We start from the raw sequence: 17,756 nt of genomic DNA on the forward strand, positions 1-17,756 counted from the left end.
GTCAGACTCCTCGCATGCGCGGGTCGAGCTTGTCCCGAAGGGCGTCGCCCAAAAGGTTGATGCCGAGAAGCGTCAGCGAAATGCACAAGCCGGGGAAAATGCCGAGCCACACGGCCTGAGCGATGAAGGCGCGGCTGCTGGCCAGCATATTGCCCCAGGTCGGAGCAGGTGGGGGAACGCCGAGCCCGAGGAAGCTCAGGGCACTCTCGGAGAGAAGCACCCAACCGAACATGGAGGTTGCCAGGACGGTGAGCGGTGCAACGCAGTTGGGAAGAATGTGCCGCGCCATCGTGAAGAGCTCGGAATTGCCCATCACGCGGGAAGCTTCGACGAATTCCCGTTCGCGCAGAGACAGAACCGTGCCGCGCACGACGCGCGCGACCGACGGCGTGTAGGCGAGCCCTAGGGCCAGGATGATGCCGTATTTGTTCGCGCCGATCACGGCCAGCAGGCCGAGCGCCAGCAGGATGCCGGGGAATGCCAGGAGCGCGTCGTTGAACGCCATGAGGACCCGGTCCGTCCAGCCCCGAAGATAGCCTGTCAGGACGCCGATGGCCGTCCCGGCGGTGACGGCCGCCGTGACCGTCAGAAGACTGATCCAGACGCTCGTGGCTGCAGCCGCCATCAGGCGGCTCAGCACGTCGCGACCGAACTCGTCCGTGCCGAGCCAGTAGATGGGGCCAGGCGGCTGCAGGCGTGCCGCGAAATTGATCTTGAGCGGATCGAAGGGTGTCCAGACCGCACCGAATAATGCGCAGACGACAACGATGCCGATGATCGCACCGCCAAGGATGGCGTTGGGAGCCGGTAGTCTCATTCCGCAGTCACCCTTGGATCGAAGACGGGATAGAGGAGATCGACGATGAGGTTCACGACCACATAGACGAAGGCCACGAAGAGCAGGCAGCCCTGGATGACCGGATAGTCACGCGCGAAGATCGAATCGACGAGGAGACGCCCTAAGCCCGGAATCGTGAACACGGTCTCGACGACCGCGATGCCGCCGAGCAGATTGCCCAGAACCAGGCCGATCAAAGTCCATGTGGGGCCGAATGCATTCTTGAAGGCGTGCCGCCACAGGACAGCGCTTTCAGAAAGACCCTTGGCACGGGCATGGGTGATGTAGTCGAGCCGCAGCACTTCGAGCGTGCTCGCCCGCGCCATGCGGATCAGGACACCCATCTCATGAAGGAACAGGGTCATGACCGGCATGATGATATAGAGGAGCGCCGCCGTTGGATTGTCCCTGAAGGACACGTAGCCGACGACCGGAAGCCATTCGAGCTTCAGTCCGAAGAACAGGAGAAGCAGAAGCCCGAGCCAGAAGGTCGGAATCGACAGCAGCACCGTCGCCGAGCCCACGAGAGCGAGATCGAGGGCGCTGTTCTGCCGCCAGGCGGCAATCACGCCGGCCGGAACTGCGATGAGGCTTGCGATGAAGACGGCGACGAGCACGATCCGTGCGCTGATCCAGAAACGATCGAAAACCAGCGGCAGGACCGGTTGGCCCGACGTGATGGAATTCCCGAGGTCGCCATGGAGCACGTTCCCGAACCAGATGAAGAACTGCACCGGGAGGCTCTGGTCGAGCCCCAGTCGCTTTTGCAGATCGGCGAGGCTCGCGGGGTCCGCGAGGTCGCCGAGCATGAGCGAGGCCGGATCTCCCGGGATAAGGCGGATCAGGACAAAGACTGAAACCGCCATGATCAGCAGAGTCGGGACGGCCATGAGGATCCGTCTGAGTGCGAAACGCAGCATGGCCGCCCCTTTCTCGTGGGTTCGTTAGTTCGTCACGACCCGCGCGCCCCACACGCGCGGCTTGCCTTCCCACGGATCGGCGCCTTCGACGCGCTTCGTATGGGCCCAGGCTTCCTGGCCATTGGCGAAGATGATCAGCGGCGTGGTCTCCATCTGGAGCTTGTGGAGCTCGTCGAAGATTTTCCGGCGTTCGGCTTCGTCCGAAATGGTCGAGGCCTTCTCGATCAGCTCCTGAGCCTTCGCCTCATCCCAGACCTTGCGCGGCTGCTTGTCCTTCGGACCGGCAAACTGCTCATAGCTGAGCGCAGGGTCGAGCCGTGCCGAATAGGAGAAGGACATCATCTGGTAGTTGCCCTTGTTGTAGCGATCAAGCTGCGTCGCCCATTCGAGCACCTCGATCTCTGCATTGATGCCGACGGCCTGCATCATGGCTTGCGCAATCACCGCTGCGTTGAAGCTCGGCACGTGGACGCGCTTGTTGGCGATGATCTTGATCGGCTCGCCCTTGTACCCTGCTTCCTTCAGCAGCTTCTGCGCCTTGGCGGGATCGTAGGCATATCCCTGCCGTTGGACGTCGTCGTAGTAAGCCGAGGTCAGCGCGACGGCCGAATTGTTGGGCTTGCCGTTGCCGTTCGAGACCGCTGCCACGAGTTGCGGTGTGTCGATGGCGGCCGCGATCGCCTGACGGAGCTTCACGTTGCTCAGAAGCGGATCACGCGTCTGGAACAGGAACGTGTGCTTGGTGGCAGAAGGGTAGAGGCCGACCGCCACGCTCTTGGCCTTGGAGAGTTCCGGAACATCCGAATCCAGGACCTGAGCGACGTCGACGGCGCCGGAGACGAGGGCGGCCTTCACAGTCGAGGCGTCCGGCACGACGAGGAACTTCACCTCGGGCAGAACGGTCTTCTTGGCGCCGACAAGACCGTCCGGCTTGTCGCCGGGAGGCGACTGATAATCCTCGAACCGCGTGAGGGTGACATATTCGCCGCGTCGCCAATCACCGAATTTGAATGGACCGGTTCCGACCGGCTTGTCCCAGCTGCCGTCCTCCTTGACCGAGCTCTTGTGCAGGACGGCCGTCACCCCGCAATCAGTGCGAGCGAGAGAGTCGAGAAAGAGAGCGCTCGGGTGATCGAGGGTCATCGTCACCGTGTTGGCGTCCGGAGCCTCGACTTTCTCGACCTTCAGACCGGCATGGCCGTCGAAGTCGGAGCGGCAGCGCCAATCGGTCTTGGGATCCATGTAGCGGTTCCAGCTCCACAGCACGTCCGCCGAGGTCAGCTCCGCGCCGTTGTGAAACTTGACGCCCTTGCGCAGGCGGAAAGTGTAGGTTTTCCCGTCGGGAGAGAGCTGGATGGATTCTGCCAGCAGGGGCGCAACCGTCCCGTTTTCCCGATAGCCGACGAGACCTTCCACCATGTGCAGCACCACGGCGTCGGTGTTGTCGTCGCGATTGACGCCCGGATTCGTGCTGCGAATGTCCGCGTTCAATGCCACGGTCACGGTTTGGGCTGCGGCTGGCGTCGCCGCGATGAGCATGGCTCCAAGAGCGGATGCGGTCGATATCTTCATTGTTTGATCCCTTGGCTTAGTTTTTTTCGTTGAGGCGCCGGTTCCTCAGAACGCCGGCGAAGAAGTTCTGCACATGCTCGACGACCCGCATGCCGTCATGCGGCACATTGGGGACGAGGTCGAAGCGGACCTGGATGCCCTCCGCTTCGAAGGAGCGGCGCAGGCTATCGAGGCGTTCGGGGCGGGTGCGCCCGGCATCGTTGGCACCTGGCATCCAGTTCTTGCCGCCCTCGCGGTGAGTGATTTCCCAGGTTTCGAGATCGGCGGCTCCGACGATCATCTGGACCGGCACGCGACGCATCGCATCGATATCGATTGTGCGGCCGAAGCGCTCCTTCACGTCACGGATGCCCACCCACCAGTCACGGGTCGGGTCGAGTAGCGTTACGGAGCCCGGAGCGCCGATGGCGGCCGCCCATAGCCGCTGCGGATGGAGCATGAGGAAGCGATGCGTGAAGTGTCCGCCGCCCGAGAAGCCGAAGAGGGCAAAGCGATCTTCCAGGAGGCCATAGCGTTCACGGACCTCCCCGACGATCGACAGAAGAACCTCGTCATATCGGATCCCCGCTTCCGCCATGTACTTGAAGCCGTCCCGGTTTCCGTCGCCTAAGACTCCGACAGGAAAAAGCGGGCAGAGAATGATGCAGTTGTTCCAGCGACCGAACTCCGCAAAAGCATCGCGGTATTCCATGAAGGCGCGTCCCGTGCCGTGCATGGCGACGACGAGTTCCGGCGCATCATCCTGGCCGAGGGTCGGAGGAACGTAGAGGCAATAAGAAAAGCGTGGATCCTGCTTGCTCGCAAAGACCGTCGTATGGCCGAGATCATAGATCTGGCGTCCTCGATCCTTTTCCGGCGTTTCAGGTGGGGCAACGGCTAGATTCATTCTGCAAGCTCGATTGGTTCAATAATTGGCGCCAAAATGTTTGCATCTATGACGAAGGTTGGCAATATAGGATTTTGAAATTTCCAAAGGCCGCGTTTGGGGAAATATCGTTGCGCCCGCGGGCCACGCCCGAAGACGGATTGCCCATAGCGCACGATGTCGTATGAGAGGCATCGAGCCATGCCACCAAGGTTCCTTTGCGCCCATGACCGTCAAAACCGCTTCCACTCCTGAACGCCTCGTCGACGTGATGGCACGGGATATTCAGGCCGGGGTCTTCACGCCAGGCACGTGGCTCAAGCAGATCGACCTCGAGAACCGCTATGGCGCGACACGCATGGATGTGCGCCGCGCGCTTGACCAACTGGCGCTGAAGAGGCTGGTTCGGCATGTCCCCAATCGCGGCTATCATGTCCATGCCCTGGACGGTCGGCAGGCCAACGACATCCGCGACGTTCGAATCATCCTCGAGACGGCCGCTGCCGAGAACATGGTCGGGAACGTCAACGACGCCGACCTGGACGATCTTCGCCGTCTGGCAGCGCGATTCGACGAGCTGATCCTGACCGGCACAATTCTTGAGCAATATGACGCCAACATCGCGTTTCACGTGCGTCTCCTGAAGCTCTGCTCCAACCAGGAACTCGTGAACATAGTCATGGAACTGCGCGGTCGTGGCCCGTCGGCACCCGCGACCCAATGGAAGACACGGGCCCGCATCGAGCAGTCAGGTCGCGAACACTTCATGATGATCGATGCCCTGGCGGCCCGCGATGCCGTCGCTCTCAGGCGCGTCCTCGCCGCTCACATCCGGCAGAGCGGTCTTGAGGAGGCTTCGGTGATTCAGCCGCTCGAGCGGAAGAGCGGCTGAATCTAATTTGACCGGAGAACGAAGTCAGTTCGCGATCCGGACCTCCCAAGCGCGCGGCTTGGAGAGTACCGATGCGGTATATCCCTGAACGTTCTTCCGGAAGGCGCTGGCTTCGACGCCGTTATAGAGCATGACGAATGGGACCTCGGTCAGGAACCGGCCATGCAACTCGTCGAAGATCTTCTGACGCTCATCCGTTTTCGAGGCGATCATCGACTTTTCGAGGAGAGCCTGTGCTTCCGGGCTGTCCCAGACCTTGCGTGGTTGCTTGTCCTTCGGACCCATTACCGATTCGAAGCTGAGAGAGGGATCGAGCCGCGCGGAGTAGGGGAACGCCATCATCTGATAGTTGCCCTTGTTGTAGCGATCGAGCTGGGTTCCCCATTCCAGAACCTCGAGATTGGCGTTGATCCCGACGGCCTGCAGCATGGCTTGAATGATGACGGAGGATGCGAAGGTCTGCGGATAGCGCTTGTTGGTCAGGATCGTGACCGGCTCACCCTTGTATCCCGCTTCCTGTAGCAGCTTTTTTGCAACTTCGGGGTCGTACTTGTAGCCCTGATCGTGCGCTGCCGTGTGATAGGAGGAGCTCAGTGGCACGATGGAGTTGTTATGCTTTGCTAAACCTTCGGTGACGGCCTGGGCGATCTGCGGCGTATCGAGCGCTGCCGCGATGGCTTGCCGCAATTTGACGCTCGACAGGAGCGGATCGCGCGTCTGGATCAGAAGCGTGCTCAATCCCATGTTCTGGGCAATCGAGAGGCCGAGATTGGCATTGCCCTTGATTTCCTTCACATCCGCATTGGCAATGTCCGGCACGACGTCCACATCGCCGCGAAGCAGGGCGGCCTTTGCGGCGGCATTGTCCGGAATCACCAGGAAACGGACCTCGTCGACGAGCGGGCGCTTTGACCCCGAATAGCCATCAGGCTTGCTCTCGCTGCGATTCGCATAGCTGTCGAACTTCGAAAGCTTGACGAACTCGCCGCGCCGCCATTCCTTCAGCTTGAAGGGCCCGGTGCCGATCGGCTTGTCCCAGGTTCCGTCGGCCTTGACGGAATCTTTGTGCACGATGCCGGTCATGGCGCAATCGGTGCGGGCAAGTGTCGCCAGAAAGAGCGCATCGGGCTTCGTCAGCCGGAAGACAACCGTTTGCGGATCCGGTGTTTCGACCGCTTCCACCTGCGAACGACCGCGGCCATCGAATTCGGAGAGGCAACGCCATTCGGTCTTCGGGTCGGTGTAACGCTTCCAGTTCCAGACGACGTCTTCGGCCGTCAGCTCGGCGCCATTGTGAAACTTGACGCCTTTGCGCAGCTTGAAGGTGTAGGAGCGCCCGTCCTCGGAGATCGCGTAGGATTCCGCCAGGAGAGGCTGGATGCTGGCGTTCTCACCATAGGCGACGAGACCCTCGACGACGTGCAGAACCACCGCGTCCGTATTGTCGTCCCGGTTGACGCCGGGATTGGTGCCGCGAATGTCGGCATTGAGGGCGATGCGCAGCAAAGATTGCTGCGCAAATGCCGGAAACGCTGAGACAGCCAATAAGGCCGATGCGCATCCGGCAAGAAGGAGTTTCGCCTTCAGTTTCATCATGGTCCTCCAGAAGTCCTTTGATTCCTGCTCTGTTATGATTGCCTGCAGCCGTTGATCGCTGCTTAGGCGGTCTTCACGAATGATGTGACCTGTGGCGATCCAGCTTCGCTCTGGTTGGTGGGCGTTTGGATATCCATGTCGAGCTTGTAGGTCGTGAAGTTGCGGTTGAGGGCAGGCAGCATGGCGACCTCCATGAGCCCGAGCATCGGCTCCATCACGATCATCGCGACCGTGGCGCTGAGGTTGTTGCTCAAGTTCTTGCGCGGCGGGCGGCAGACCGACCACGGCGTCTCGAAATCATCGAAGAGCGCATTCTTCACCGTGTCCCGTGTGACATGGCCGAGATGAGGCTCGATCAATGCCCGGACCCGCAGATCGCGATAGAGGCTGTCGGGGGTATTCTCGATTCCCGTATCCTTGAGCTTCGACAGTGCGACCGGGCTTTGAAAATGATTGGCGTGAACGATGAGTCCTCGCTCCGCATGCACCTGGAAAGTTTCATCGGGAGCGCATTCGAAATCGATCGCGATGCCGTTCGCCTGGCTGACAATCATATTGTTGGCGGCGGATTTCGGCGTCACGTAAACAGCCCGCATGGAGGCCGCCACCTGCCGCTGTTCGAGAACCTTGCGGCGGATGAGCGCCAGCGGAACACCGAGACGGCGATAGTCCCGATCTGTTTCCAGATAATTCGCAGTGATCGCGATTCCCGCAGCATTAAAACCCGAACGCGCCAGCGCGCCGGCCTCCGTGAAAGTCAGGATGTCCGGCCCGTCTTCCCGGCGAATCTTGAGCACCACTGCCGTATCGGCGCATTCCACTTTCCAGTCCCAATTCTGGGCATGGATCAGGCGTCCGTCTTTGGTGACTTCCGGCAGAGCCACGACACCGGTGCAGCCGTCCGGATCGTCGTCGGGAACATTGCGCTCGTCGGCCGGGCGTTGCGCGAGCTTCAGGATCTCCGTGCGGGCATTGAGGAGGACGACCGACTCGAACGCGACGCCCGCTCCCTCGGAAATGCCGCGCATTTCCTCGAGATAAGTGGGATCGAAGCGGTCGATCGTTGGCTCGAAGCGCTTCACGAGCGCTTTGATGCCCTCTGCCGTGAGGTTGTTGCTGCCAAGCTGTTCGGAATAGTGTTCGATACCAAGGCGGACCCGATCTGCGGCCTGCTCGCCATATTGCCGGCCTCTCTCGCGGGGCAGGCCGGATACTTCAATGAGCGGGCAGGGTGTTGTCATCGGGACGCCTTTCTCGGAGGGCTGGTGTTTTTCGTCAGTACATTGTATTTCATCATGACAGAATACAAGCAAGAGGAAATTTGGCGTGCAGCAACCGACCCGATTGCAGCAGGATCTCGCCGAACGCATCGTCCAGCTGGTGAATGAGGATGGTCTCGCTGTCGGAGACCTGCTCAATGAGAACAGTCTGGCGCGGCGGCTCGAGGTCTCGCGCACGCCTGTCCGTGGGGCGCTTCAACATCTCGAACGTTTAGGAATCGTCGCCCGCCGCCCGAATCGCGGGGTCGAGCTGATCGCGATCCCACGGGCGGAGTCGATCACCGCTCCGACCGCTGATGCGGACGAGGATTGGCTGGTCCGCATTGCGCGGGACCATCGAACAGCCGGGCTGCCTCAGGACATCTCGGAAGTCGAGATCATGCGTCGCTACGGCCTGAATCGGCCGACGGTACAGCGCGTCCTGTCACGGCTGGCCGATCTTGAGATGGTCGAGCGAAAGCCGGGCTACGGCTGGCGCTTCCTGACCGGCACGCGTGACACGGCGACCCACGACGAGAGTTATCGATTCCGCCTCATGATCGAGCCGATGGGGATCCTGGAACCGGGATTTCGCCTGGAGTCCTCATGGATCGAGAACATGCGGCGCCTCCATGCGGAGACTTTGGAGCGCCCATGGCAGGAATCGTCCAGCGTCGCCTTCTTCGAGATGAATGCGGCTTTCCATGAGGGTCTTGCGGCGGCATCGGGCAATCGGTTCGTCCATACCGCCATCCGGCACCAGAATCAGCTCAGGCGCTTCTCGCAATATGACTGGAAGTTCGGTTTCGAGCGGGTGGTCGTGAACTGCCGCGAACATATGGAGATGCTCGATTATCTCGCGCGCGATGAGCGTGAGATCGCCTCCCTGCTGATGCGCCGCCATCTGGAGCGCGCGAGCCAGGTCAGATCCAGGACCGATCCGGATCCCGGGTAAGTTGATACTGTATTTCTTATCAACAAAGTTCAAATATTCCCATTCCCTTGCCTTCACCAGGAGATCCTCATGACAGCCGCGCCGTCTCTCGCCTCTCGCGCGATGGCCAACGATATCGGCGACGCCCATTGGCTTCCCTTCACGGCCATGCGCCAGTTCCGCTCGAACCCGATGATGTTCTTGGCGGCGGAAGGCATGCACTACACATCTGCGGATGGACGGCGGATCCTCGACGGCATGGCGGGTCTTTGGTGCGTCAATGCCGGCCACGGGCAACCCCGCATCGTCGAGGCCATTCGAGAAGCCGCTGGGCGGCTCGATTTCGTGTCCTCATTCAAGATGACGCATCCCGCCACATTCGAGCTCGCTGGGCGTCTTGCCGGGATTGCTCCCGAGGGCTTCGGGCGTGTGTTCTTCACCAATTCAGGCTCCGAAGCTGTCGACAGCGCGCTCAAAATCGCCCGGGGCTACCATCGCGCGCGCGGCGATGCCGGCCGTACCAAGTTCATCGGACGAGCCAAGGGTTATCACGGCATGGGGTTCGGTGGCCTCTCGGTCGGTGGCATTGGCCGTCACAAGCGAGATTTCGGCCCCCTGCTGCCGGATGTTGCGCATCTCTCATTGCCCTACGACCGAGCCTCGATGGGCTTCTCGCGCGGCCAGCCCGATGCGGGGGCGCATTATGCGGACGAACTGGAAAGCCTGCTTCAGATCAATGATCCCGCAACCGTCGCAGCCGTCATCGTCGAGCCGGTGATCGGCTCCGGCGGCGTTTATCCGCCGCCGAAGGAATATCTTGAACGCCTGCGCTCCATCTGCAGCCGTCACGGCATCTTGTTGATCTTTGACGAGGTCATCACCGGTTTCGGTCGCCTTGGCACAGCCTTCGCGGCGCAGGCTCTCCGCGTCACACCGGATCTCATCACCTGCGCCAAGGGCATGACCAACGGCGCCGTTCCCATGGGAGGAGTCCTCATCCGGGACTTCATCTTCGACGCCTTCATGGCGGGCCCGCCGGAGGCGATCGAGCTGTTCCACGGTTACACTTATTCCGGCCATCCCCTGGCTTGCGCAGCGGGGCTTGCGGCCCTCGATGTTTACGAGGAACTCCGGCTGTTCGAGCGAACGGCGGTCATTGCGACGACTTGGCAAGAGGCCCTTCACAGTCTGAGGGACGAGCCTCATATCGCAGACATCCGCAACATTGGTCTTCTCGGCGTGGTCGAACTCGCGGCTCGAAAGGGCGAGCCGGGTGCAAGGGGAGCCTCCTGTGCCCAGAGCTGCTACGACAACGGCGTGCTCGTGCGCGCGTCGGGCGATCTCATCGTCCTGTCGCCGCCGCTGATCATCGACGAGGAGCAGATCGCACAGATCGTGGACAGCATCCGCTCCGCCGTGAGACAGATGAACTGAACGTCTAGGAGATCGATTCGTGTCGCATCATCATCAATTTTATGTCGACGGGCAGTGGATCGCGCCGGTTGAAGAGCGCCATCTCGACGTGATCAATCCGGCGACCGAAGAGCCGGTGACGTCGATTGCAATCGGACAAGCAGCGGACGTTGACAAGGCTGTTGCAGCTGCACGGCGGGCTTTTGATTCCTTCGCGCAGACGAGCCGCGATGAGCGCCTTGCTCTGTTGACGGAGATCGTGAAGGTCTATCAGCGCCGTGCCCAGGATCTTGCCGAAGCTGTTTCGTCCGAGATGGGTGCGCCGCTGGCCTTCGCACGGGAGCGACATGTGCCGGCCGGATTGGGGCATCTCCAGCGGATCATCGAGGTCTTGAAGGCCTATTCCTTCGATGAGCGGATCGGCTCGACGCTCATCGCCCGCGAGCCCATTGGCGTCGTGGGCCTGATCACTCCCTGGAACTGGCCCCTGAATCAGATTGCCTGCAAGGTCGGTCCAGCCTTGGCGGCGGGTTGCACGATGGTCCTCAAGCCCAGCGAGGTTGCGCCTCTGTCGGCCTTGGTCTTTGCGGAGATCCTTGAGGAGGCCGGTGTTCCGGCAGGCGTGTTCAATCTGGTCAATGGTGACGGTCCAGGTGTCGGACAAACCCTTTCGAGCCATCCTGACATCGACATGGTCTCCTTCACGGGCTCGACCCGCGCCGGAATCCTCGTGGCGAAAGCCGCCGCGGATACCGTGAAGCGAGTGCATCAGGAGCTGGGTGGAAAATCGCCCAACATCATCCTGGACGATGCCGATTTCGAAGCTGCGATCACGCATGGGACGCGGGCTTGCTTTGCCAACAGCGGACAATCCTGTAACGCACCGACCCGGTTGCTTGTCCCGGCTGACAGGCAGAACGATGTGATCGAGATCGCCCGGCACATTGCAGCGGAGACAGTCGCGGGAGATCCGACATCGCCCACGACGACCATTGGCCCTGTCGTCAGCCGAATTCAATTCGAGCGCATTCAGGCCCTGATCGAGGCCGGCATCCAGGAAGGAGCTACTCTGGTGGCCGGTGGTCTAGGACGTCCTGCGGGCCTCAATCGGGGCTACTACGTGCAGCCCACGGTGTTCGCGAATGTGCGCAACGACATGAAGATCGCCCGCGAGGAAATCTTCGGGCCTGTCGTGAGCATTCTGCCCTATCGTGACGAGGAAGAGGCAATTCGGATCGCAAACGACACGGTCTACGGCCTGTCCAGCTACGTCACATCGGGCGATATCGAACGAGCCAGAGGCGTCGCTCGCCGGATCCGAGCCGGTATGGTCCATCTGAATGGCGCTCGCGGGGACAATGCGGCGCCTTTTGGCGGCTACAAGCAGTCGGGGAATGGTCGCGAATGGGGTCGGTTCGGCTTCGAGGAGTTCCTCGAAACGAAGTCCGTATTCGGATATTCGGAAGCCCAGGCCTGACACAGGGACAGAAGAAGAATTTTCTTCTCCCCAAGGTTCCACTCGGAGAAGAATTTCAATCCGAAGGAATGTTCTTTTAAAAGAACATTCCGGTTGACGAAAAGATCGTTTCGCCGGAATCCTCCTGACATCTTCAGGAGCGAGGAAGCGTCATGTCGAAGGTGTTCGTCATCCATGAGAACAGTGCCTGGGTGGAACCGCTGCGGGCGGCTTTTGCCCAGGATGGCACGCCCTACGAAGAGTGGTTTCTCGACCAGGGCGTGCTCGATCTCCGCTCCCCACCGCCAGCGGGTGTTTTCTACAACCGGATGAGCGCTTCGTCTCACACGCGGGATCATCGCTTTGCCGCCGAGTACACCGGTGCCGTCCTCGCATGGCTGGAGCGACACGGCGGGACCATTGTGAACGACAGCCGCGCGCTACGCCTTGAGATCAGCAAGGTGGCTCAGTACGAAGCCCTCACAAAATTTGGGCTGCGGACACCGGAGACGCTTGCGGTCGTTGGCAAGAGCAACATCACGGCCGCTGCGGCGACGCTCGGCTTTCCTCTTATCCTGAAGCACAATCGTGGCGGCAAAGGCTTGGGCGTGCGTCTCTTCCTGAGCGCCGCGGCTCTTGAACAGCATCTCGAATCGGATGAGTTCGAAGAACCCGTGGACGGGATTACGCTGGTTCAGCGCTATATCCAGGCGCCCGAACCGTTTATCACGCGCCTTGAGTTCATCGGTGGACGATTCCTCTATGCGGTGCGGGTCGATACGAGCGAAGGCTTCCAGCTTTGCCCGGCCGATGCCTGCCAAGTCGACAACAGCGCCATCGGTTCGGCAGCCTGCCCTGCGGTTGCTCCATCCGAGAAGTTCCAAATTCTTAAGGGATATGAGAACCCGGCAATTCCGAAATATGAAAGCTTCATCGCTGCCAATGGGATTGGAATCGCCGGCATCGAGATCATCACCGACCAGAATGGTGTTACCTATACCTACGATGTGAACACCAACACGAACTACAATCCCGATGCAGAAGCGCGCGCGGGGCTCTTCGGGATGCGGACGATCGCCCGGCATCTCCGCTCACTTCTCGACCGTGAGTTTGCCGCCCAGGCAGCTTGACGTCTCGCTCTGCACGTTCATCTGCTCAGATGAGCGTGCGAGGCTCAATGCTACACTCTGAAGAGCGCATATCTTTCGCGCGGATGAGTTTCAGCTGGCGTGGTCCTCGACACCAAAGCTCAATACCATCGGAAGTCGTGCTTCTTCCTCAGGTTGAAGGATAATGGCGCCAGCCCGTTCTTCGAGCGGCTCCTGTTTGCCTACGGGTGCGGGCAGGCCATGCCAAGGTTCGATGCACAGGAAAGAAGCGCCCGGCTTCGTCCAGATGCCGAGATGCGGCATGTTCGGGAATGCGACATGCACGCCAGGGTGGCCCGGCGCCCCATACCAAACGGTTTTGATATCGGGGTCATCAAAGATCATTGCGTCTTCGACAAAAAGATCTGGTTTCAGCGTCAGGACGCCATTGACGAAAGGAGAAGGCAGCCGCTGATCTTTCAGAAGGCCGTTGGCATCGATCCTTAGAAGTTTTGGCGCGCGTCGCGTTCCGAGGTGCACCTCATGGCTTTCCTCATCCTTGGCCCCTGGGAGGGGCCATGGGAAAGCAGGATGATAGCCGAAGCAGAACGGCATCGGCCTTTTGTCGCGGTTGAAGATCCGCGTCTCGATTTCCAGCGATGACCCATCAAGATGGAAAGAGATGTCGAGCGTGAAGCGGAAGGGGAAACACTTGCGTGTTTCTTCGCTATCTTCCAAGCGCAGCACGCAATGGGACTCCGAAACTTCTTTCGCTTCGAAGCGACTCGTACGCGCAAAGCCATGTGGCGCCATGGGACGGAGCGTGCCCTCGATCATGGCCTTGCCGTCAAAACTCTTTCCGATGACCGGGAACAGAAGCGGTGCACGCCCTGCCCAGAAGGTTGAATCGCCATGCCAGAGCCAGGAGCGGCCGCCTGCATCCCGGATTGCTTGCAGTTCCGCGCCGAGCGGCGAGACATCGACGGTAAGAGAGTCATTCGCGATGGTGATCATATGGTATGGTACCTTAGGGGCGGAGCGATTGGCTGGCGCTTAACATCACGCCGGGATTGAGAATGCCGGCTGGATCGAAGGAATGCTTGATCGCCGTCATCAAACGGAGCTCTACAGGGTCAGCTCTATGAGAGAAGGCCTCCCGCTTGAAGCGGCCGATGCCATGCTCCGCTGAGATGCTTCCATCGAGCTCACCGACGATATCATAGATCATATCGTTCACCTGGCGCGAGATCGCCCGGAAATTCTTTTGATCGGTAAGGATTTGATGCGGAAGGAGGATGTTAACGTGAATGTTGCCGTCCCCGATATGCCCGACAAGGAGCGGAAGTGCCTCGGGGAAATCCGCAATCCGGCGTGATACGTTCGCTATCAACGTTGGGACGTCTTGAGTGGCGACGCTGACGTCATGCGAAACTGTCGGTCCTGCAAGGCGATTGGCTTCCGAGACGGCGAAGCGGAGATGCCAGATTTCCTTGCTTTGTGCCTCGCTTGTGGCGAGCACTGCGTCCGTGACGATGCTCTTGTCCAGCGCATGGCTTAAGGCCGCTTCAGTTCGTTCGGAGACAACCTCATCACGCTCGCCGCCGATTTCGACGAAAACATACCAGGGATGGTTGTCTGCAAACGGATAGCGCTGAGAAGGAAAGCGGGCACGAACGAGGTTCATCTCGTTGCCGCACATTAATTCGAAAGCAAGGATATTCTCGCCGACCGTTTCTCGGATAAGACGCAAGAGCGACAAGGCTGCATCCGGTGTCCCAACAGCAGCAAGCGCGCTTATTCGCGCCGGCGGCGGCTGAACGATCTTCAGCGCAGCGGCCGTGATGACGGCGAGACTGCCCTCCGATCCGATCAGGAGATGACGCAGGTCGTAGCCTGTGTTGTTCTTGTGCAGCTTCCGCGGTCCGCGAACGATCTCGCCTGCGGCCGTGACATATTCGAGGCCAAGCACCAGATCGCGCGTCATCCCATATCGGATGACATTGATCCCGCCCGCATTCGTGGCGAGAATACCGCCGATCTGGCAGGAGCCCTCGCTCCCGAGGCTCACTGGAAAGAGCCGCCCTACATCGGCAGCTGCCTGCTGCACGTTTGCAAGAATGCAGCCAGCCTGAGCAACAAGTGTATTGCCGACAGGGTCGATAGACAGGATGCGGTTGAGACGTTCCAACGATAACACAATGGCGCGGCCAGACCGATCTGGTGTCGCACCGCCAGAAAGTCCGGTATTGCCTCCCTGTGGAACGACCGGAGTACCGGTCTGTGAAGCCCATTGCAGCACGCGGGCGACATCTTCCGTCGTTTGTGGCTTCACGACCGCCTGTGCTGTTCCTTTTGCTAAGCCCCGCCAATCCGAGAGGTAGGGTGCCATGCCATCAGGGTCGGTCACGACGCTGGAGCTATTCAGGATGGTGGCAAGCGGATGCATGAGAGCGCTCAGACGACACCAGCGTCGACGATATAGTTCTGACCTGTGCACCGCCGGGCAGCGTCGGACGAGAGGAAGAGAACCATCGCGGCTACGTCCTCGGGCAGGATCTCGCCCTTGATCGACTGCCGCGCCTGGGCTGCCTCCCATTTCTCCGGAGTCCGCCATGTTTTGCGCTGGCGCTCCGTCATCACCCAACCGGGTGTCACGCAGTTCACGCGGATGCCATCGGGTCCGAGTTCTCGGGCAAGGGACCGTGTGAAGCCGAGGACGGCCGATTTCGCCGTCGTATAGGCAATGAGGCCTGCTGCTCCCTGCATCCAGGAAGTCGACCCCAGGTTGATGATCGATCCGCCTCCCAAGGATCGCATGCCGGAAACGACGGCTTGGCTCACGAACATCATCGGCCGCAGATTCACCGCGAAGCGGTCATCCCAATAGGCTTCGTTCACCTCGTCGAAGCGATGACGCTCGTCGTGACCTGCATTATTGACGCAAATCGAGAAGGGACCGGTTTCCTCCTCCAGTTCCTTTATCGCTTTGCGCGTGGAGGCAAGGTCCCGCAGGTCGACGGGCCGGAAGGAGATGATCGCATCGGAATCTCGAAGCTGCGTTATCAAGTCCTCGCCAGCTGATTTGTTGACATCAAGGAAGGCAACCTTCGTTCCCTGCGCCGCCAGGGCTTCGACGATCGCGCGGCCAATGCCGTCGGCACCGCCGGTGACCAGGGCCGTGCGGGATGAAAGATCGGGATAGCGAGGAAAGGTCACCCTGCAAACTCCGAGACGGGCAGACCGGCGGCAGGGGCTGCCATCGCAAAAAGGCCACCTGAAAAAGGCGCTTCCGCCAAGGCACGTGAAGGTAACCGAATGCGAGCGGTCGTGATGAAGAGAGTCTTGAGATCATCGCCGCCGAAAGCGACGCTCGTGGGCCGCGGAACCGGCAGTCGGATCTCACGGTCGAGGCGCCCGTCGGGTGCGTAACGGCGCACGCACCAGCCATCCCAGATGGCGCACCAGAGAAATCCTTCGCTGTCCACGGCGAGGCCGTCGGGCCGTCCCTCCTGGGCATCCACCGTCGCGAAGATCCGGCGATTGTCGATCGTCCCGGCGGAAAGATCGAAATCATAGGCGTAGATGCGTCCTGGTGCCGAGTCCACGAAGTAGAGTGTCCGCCCGTCGGGACTCCAGTCGAGCCCGTTTGCCACCGTGAAGCCTGAGGCGACCTTGCGCCAGGTTCGATCGCCCGAAATAGCGTAGAGCGCACCGGTGGCGCGGCTTGCATCAAGCCGCATCGTGCCACCCCAGAGACGGCCCAATCGGTCGCATTTCCCGTCATTGAAGCGATTGTCAGGAACGTCGGCCTCCGGATCGACGAGAGGCGTCAGCTTGCCGCTGACGAAGTCCAAGGCCTCAAGGCCATCCTGCGTGAGAGCCGCGAGTCCGCCCCCGCGGCGCGGTACGATCGCACTCACCAGGCGCGGCAGGACGATCTCCTCGTTGGTTCGGGTGACCGGATCGAAACGGTGCGCCGAAGGGGCAAGGATATCCACCCAGTACAGGCGCTTCTCATGAGGGGCCCAGACAGGGCCTTCCGCCAGATGTGCGCCCCAGGGGAGGACGCATTCCGCGTCGCTTTCGGACGGAGATCGCGCGCGGCTTTGGGGAGTGATGTTCATCGGCATGGCGCCGACATTTCCGGAAATCTGGCGCGCCGCCGCCATGAGATCCCGGCCTGTTGTGTGTAGGCGATCGTTGGACAGGCGCGAGCTTGGACCGAATACCCCGATGGCCGCGATGGCACGTCCCGTGTGATCGAAGATCGGTGCCGCAACCGATACGACGCCCGAGACATGCTCCTCGAGCGAGATGGCGTAGCCTCGCGCCCGCGCCAGGGCGAGGTCGGCCAAAAGCGCCTCTTCCTCGACGATCGTTCGCTCCGTGAAGCGCTCGAAAGGTCCGTGATTGAGCATCACGCGGCGCTCGTGTGGCGAGGCGAAGGCAAGAAGCGCCTTTCCGCCAGCGGTGCAATGAAGCGGTGCACGGCGCCCGATTTCGATACGAAAGCCGAATGCGCCGCCACGGCTTTTCTGGTCGATATACAGAACCTCGTGGCCGTCGACGGAGCACAGGGCTACCGTCTCACGCGTCTCGTCGGCAAGGCGCTCGATGACAGGCGCTGCAGCACCTCTCAGATCGAAGGATTCCCACACGCGATGGGCAAGCTCGAAGAGCCGATGACCCAGCCGGTACGTATTGTCGCTTTCCTCGTGGCGGACTAGCCGAAACAGCACGAGGGTGTTCAGCATCCGTGCCAAAGTGCCTTTGGACAGGTTCGTCGCGGCCTGAAGGTCCTTGAACCGGGGTGGCGTCGGATGCTCGCCGATGACGTCGAGAAGATACAATCCCTTGGCAAGCGCAGCGGCGCCCGTCGGCACCTCCCGTTCTTCCGGCGGCGGCACGCGGATGCTGTCCACG

Annotated in this window: 15 protein-coding genes; 5 read left to right on the forward strand and 10 right to left on the reverse strand. The window is 60.8% G+C overall.

Annotated elements, in window-relative coordinates; translation table 11 throughout:
• Position 1 precedes the first annotated feature (1 nt).
• Genes K9B37_RS13010 through K9B37_RS13025 form a run of 4 tightly spaced genes read right to left on the reverse strand, consistent with a single transcriptional unit; the run spans position 2 to position 4,216 of the window.
• Positions 2-817, reverse strand: coding sequence for an ABC transporter permease (locus K9B37_RS13010; protein ID WP_224313501.1), 816 nt, complete (start codon positions 815-817; stop codon positions 2-4).
• Positions 814-1,758 (reverse strand): ABC transporter permease, encoded by a 945-nt coding sequence (locus K9B37_RS13015; RefSeq protein WP_224313502.1) that lies wholly within the window; start codon positions 1,756-1,758, stop codon positions 814-816. The genes K9B37_RS13010 and K9B37_RS13015 overlap by 4 nt, the downstream gene beginning before the upstream one ends.
• Before the next feature lie 24 nt (positions 1,759-1,782).
• Positions 1,783-3,330 carry an ABC transporter substrate-binding protein gene (locus K9B37_RS13020; protein ID WP_224313503.1) on the reverse strand — a complete coding sequence of 516 codons (1,548 nt, stop codon included), beginning with the start codon at positions 3,328-3,330 and terminating at the stop codon, positions 1,783-1,785.
• 16 nt (positions 3,331-3,346) lie between these two features.
• The gene (locus K9B37_RS13025) at positions 3,347-4,216 is read right to left on the reverse strand and encodes an alpha/beta hydrolase family protein (protein ID WP_224313504.1); all 870 of its coding nucleotides are present in this window, start codon (positions 4,214-4,216) and stop codon (positions 3,347-3,349) included.
• Between the two features lie 205 nt (positions 4,217-4,421).
• Between K9B37_RS13025 and K9B37_RS13030 the strand changes: the two genes are divergently transcribed.
• The gene (locus tag K9B37_RS13030) at positions 4,422-5,087 is read left to right on the forward strand and encodes a GntR family transcriptional regulator (RefSeq protein ID WP_224313505.1); all 666 of its coding nucleotides are present in this window, start codon (positions 4,422-4,424) and stop codon (positions 5,085-5,087) included.
• A 24-nt stretch (positions 5,088-5,111) separates the two neighbouring features.
• On the opposite strand, the gene K9B37_RS13035 is transcribed toward K9B37_RS13030, so the two are convergent.
• Together K9B37_RS13035 and K9B37_RS13040 are read right to left on the reverse strand one after the other, a co-directional pair.
• Complete coding sequence (locus K9B37_RS13035; RefSeq protein ID WP_369414302.1) at positions 5,112-6,683, reverse strand: ABC transporter substrate-binding protein; 1,572 nt, start codon at positions 6,681-6,683, stop codon at positions 5,112-5,114.
• A gap of 62 nt (positions 6,684-6,745) precedes the next feature.
• A complete protein-coding gene (locus tag K9B37_RS13040; RefSeq protein WP_224313506.1) occupies positions 6,746-7,924 on the reverse strand; it encodes a C45 family autoproteolytic acyltransferase/hydrolase in 1,179 nt (392 codons plus the stop codon).
• Between the two features lie 85 nt (positions 7,925-8,009).
• On the opposite strand from K9B37_RS13040, the gene K9B37_RS13045 reads away from it, so the two are divergent.
• The 4 genes from K9B37_RS13045 (at position 8,010) to K9B37_RS13060 (ending at position 12,875) form a co-directional block, all read left to right on the forward strand.
• Positions 8,010-8,897, forward strand: coding sequence for a GntR family transcriptional regulator (locus K9B37_RS13045; protein ID WP_224313507.1), 888 nt, complete (start codon positions 8,010-8,012; stop codon positions 8,895-8,897).
• A gap of 69 nt (positions 8,898-8,966) precedes the next feature.
• Positions 8,967-10,310: an omega-aminotransferase AptA gene (gene aptA / locus K9B37_RS13050; protein WP_224313508.1), complete on the forward strand. Its 1,344-nt coding sequence runs from the start codon at positions 8,967-8,969 to the stop codon at positions 10,308-10,310.
• A 19-nt stretch (positions 10,311-10,329) separates the two neighbouring features.
• Positions 10,330-11,766, forward strand: a complete 1,437-nt coding sequence (locus K9B37_RS13055) for an aldehyde dehydrogenase family protein (RefSeq protein ID WP_224313509.1) — start codon at positions 10,330-10,332, stop codon at positions 11,764-11,766.
• Between the two features lie 152 nt (positions 11,767-11,918).
• Entirely contained in the window at positions 11,919-12,875 is a 957-nt protein-coding gene (locus tag K9B37_RS13060; protein ID WP_224313510.1) for an ATP-grasp domain-containing protein, read from the forward strand.
• A 90-nt stretch (positions 12,876-12,965) separates the two neighbouring features.
• Here K9B37_RS13060 and K9B37_RS13065 read toward each other — a convergent pair whose 3' ends face one another.
• Genes K9B37_RS13065 through K9B37_RS13080 form a run of 4 tightly spaced genes read right to left on the reverse strand, consistent with a single transcriptional unit; the run spans position 12,966 to position 17,755 of the window.
• Complete coding sequence (locus K9B37_RS13065; protein ID WP_224313511.1) at positions 12,966-13,847, reverse strand: aldose 1-epimerase family protein; 882 nt, start codon at positions 13,845-13,847, stop codon at positions 12,966-12,968.
• Positions 13,848-13,860: 13 nt separating this feature from the next.
• Positions 13,861-15,279, reverse strand: coding sequence for an FAD-binding oxidoreductase (locus K9B37_RS13070; RefSeq protein WP_224313512.1), 1,419 nt, complete (start codon positions 15,277-15,279; stop codon positions 13,861-13,863).
• 8 nt (positions 15,280-15,287) lie between these two features.
• Complete coding sequence (locus tag K9B37_RS13075; RefSeq protein WP_224313513.1) at positions 15,288-16,049, reverse strand: SDR family NAD(P)-dependent oxidoreductase; 762 nt, start codon at positions 16,047-16,049, stop codon at positions 15,288-15,290.
• On the reverse strand, positions 16,046-17,755 hold the full coding sequence (locus K9B37_RS13080) for an SMP-30/gluconolactonase/LRE family protein (RefSeq protein ID WP_224313514.1): 1,710 nt from the start codon (positions 17,753-17,755) through the stop codon (positions 16,046-16,048). The genes K9B37_RS13075 and K9B37_RS13080 overlap by 4 nt, the downstream gene beginning before the upstream one ends.
• Between the last annotated feature and the right edge of the window lies 1 nt (position 17,756).

This window comes from Microvirga puerhi (genome assembly GCF_020089865.1).
GTDB classification, from domain to species: Bacteria; Pseudomonadota; Alphaproteobacteria; order Rhizobiales; family Beijerinckiaceae; genus Microvirga; species Microvirga puerhi.

What these genes read in the sequence shown, in the direction of transcription:
- K9B37_RS13025 (WP_224313504.1), bottom strand. Translation starts at nt 4,216, where the DNA reads ATGAATCTAGCCGTTGCCCCACCTGAAACGCCGGAAAAGGATCGAGGA.
- K9B37_RS13070 (WP_224313512.1), bottom strand. Translation starts at nt 15,279, where the DNA reads ATGCATCCGCTTGCCACCATCCTGAATAGCTCCAGCGTCGTGACCGAC.
- K9B37_RS13040 (WP_224313506.1), bottom strand. Translation starts at nt 7,924, where the DNA reads ATGACAACACCCTGCCCGCTCATTGAAGTATCCGGCCTGCCCCGCGAG.
- K9B37_RS13035 (WP_369414302.1), bottom strand. Translation starts at nt 6,683, where the DNA reads ATGATGAAACTGAAGGCGAAACTCCTTCTTGCCGGATGCGCATCGGCC.
- K9B37_RS13020 (WP_224313503.1), bottom strand. Translation starts at nt 3,330, where the DNA reads ATGAAGATATCGACCGCATCCGCTCTTGGAGCCATGCTCATCGCGGCG.
- K9B37_RS13065 (WP_224313511.1), bottom strand. Translation starts at nt 13,847, where the DNA reads ATGATCACCATCGCGAATGACTCTCTTACCGTCGATGTCTCGCCGCTC.
- K9B37_RS13060 (WP_224313510.1), top strand. Translation starts at nt 11,919, where the DNA reads ATGTCGAAGGTGTTCGTCATCCATGAGAACAGTGCCTGGGTGGAACCG.
- K9B37_RS13030 (WP_224313505.1), top strand. Translation starts at nt 4,422, where the DNA reads ATGACCGTCAAAACCGCTTCCACTCCTGAACGCCTCGTCGACGTGATG.
- aptA (WP_224313508.1), top strand. Translation starts at nt 8,967, where the DNA reads ATGACAGCCGCGCCGTCTCTCGCCTCTCGCGCGATGGCCAACGATATC.
- K9B37_RS13015 (WP_224313502.1), bottom strand. Translation starts at nt 1,758, where the DNA reads ATGCTGCGTTTCGCACTCAGACGGATCCTCATGGCCGTCCCGACTCTG.
- K9B37_RS13010 (WP_224313501.1), bottom strand. Translation starts at nt 817, where the DNA reads ATGAGACTACCGGCTCCCAACGCCATCCTTGGCGGTGCGATCATCGGC.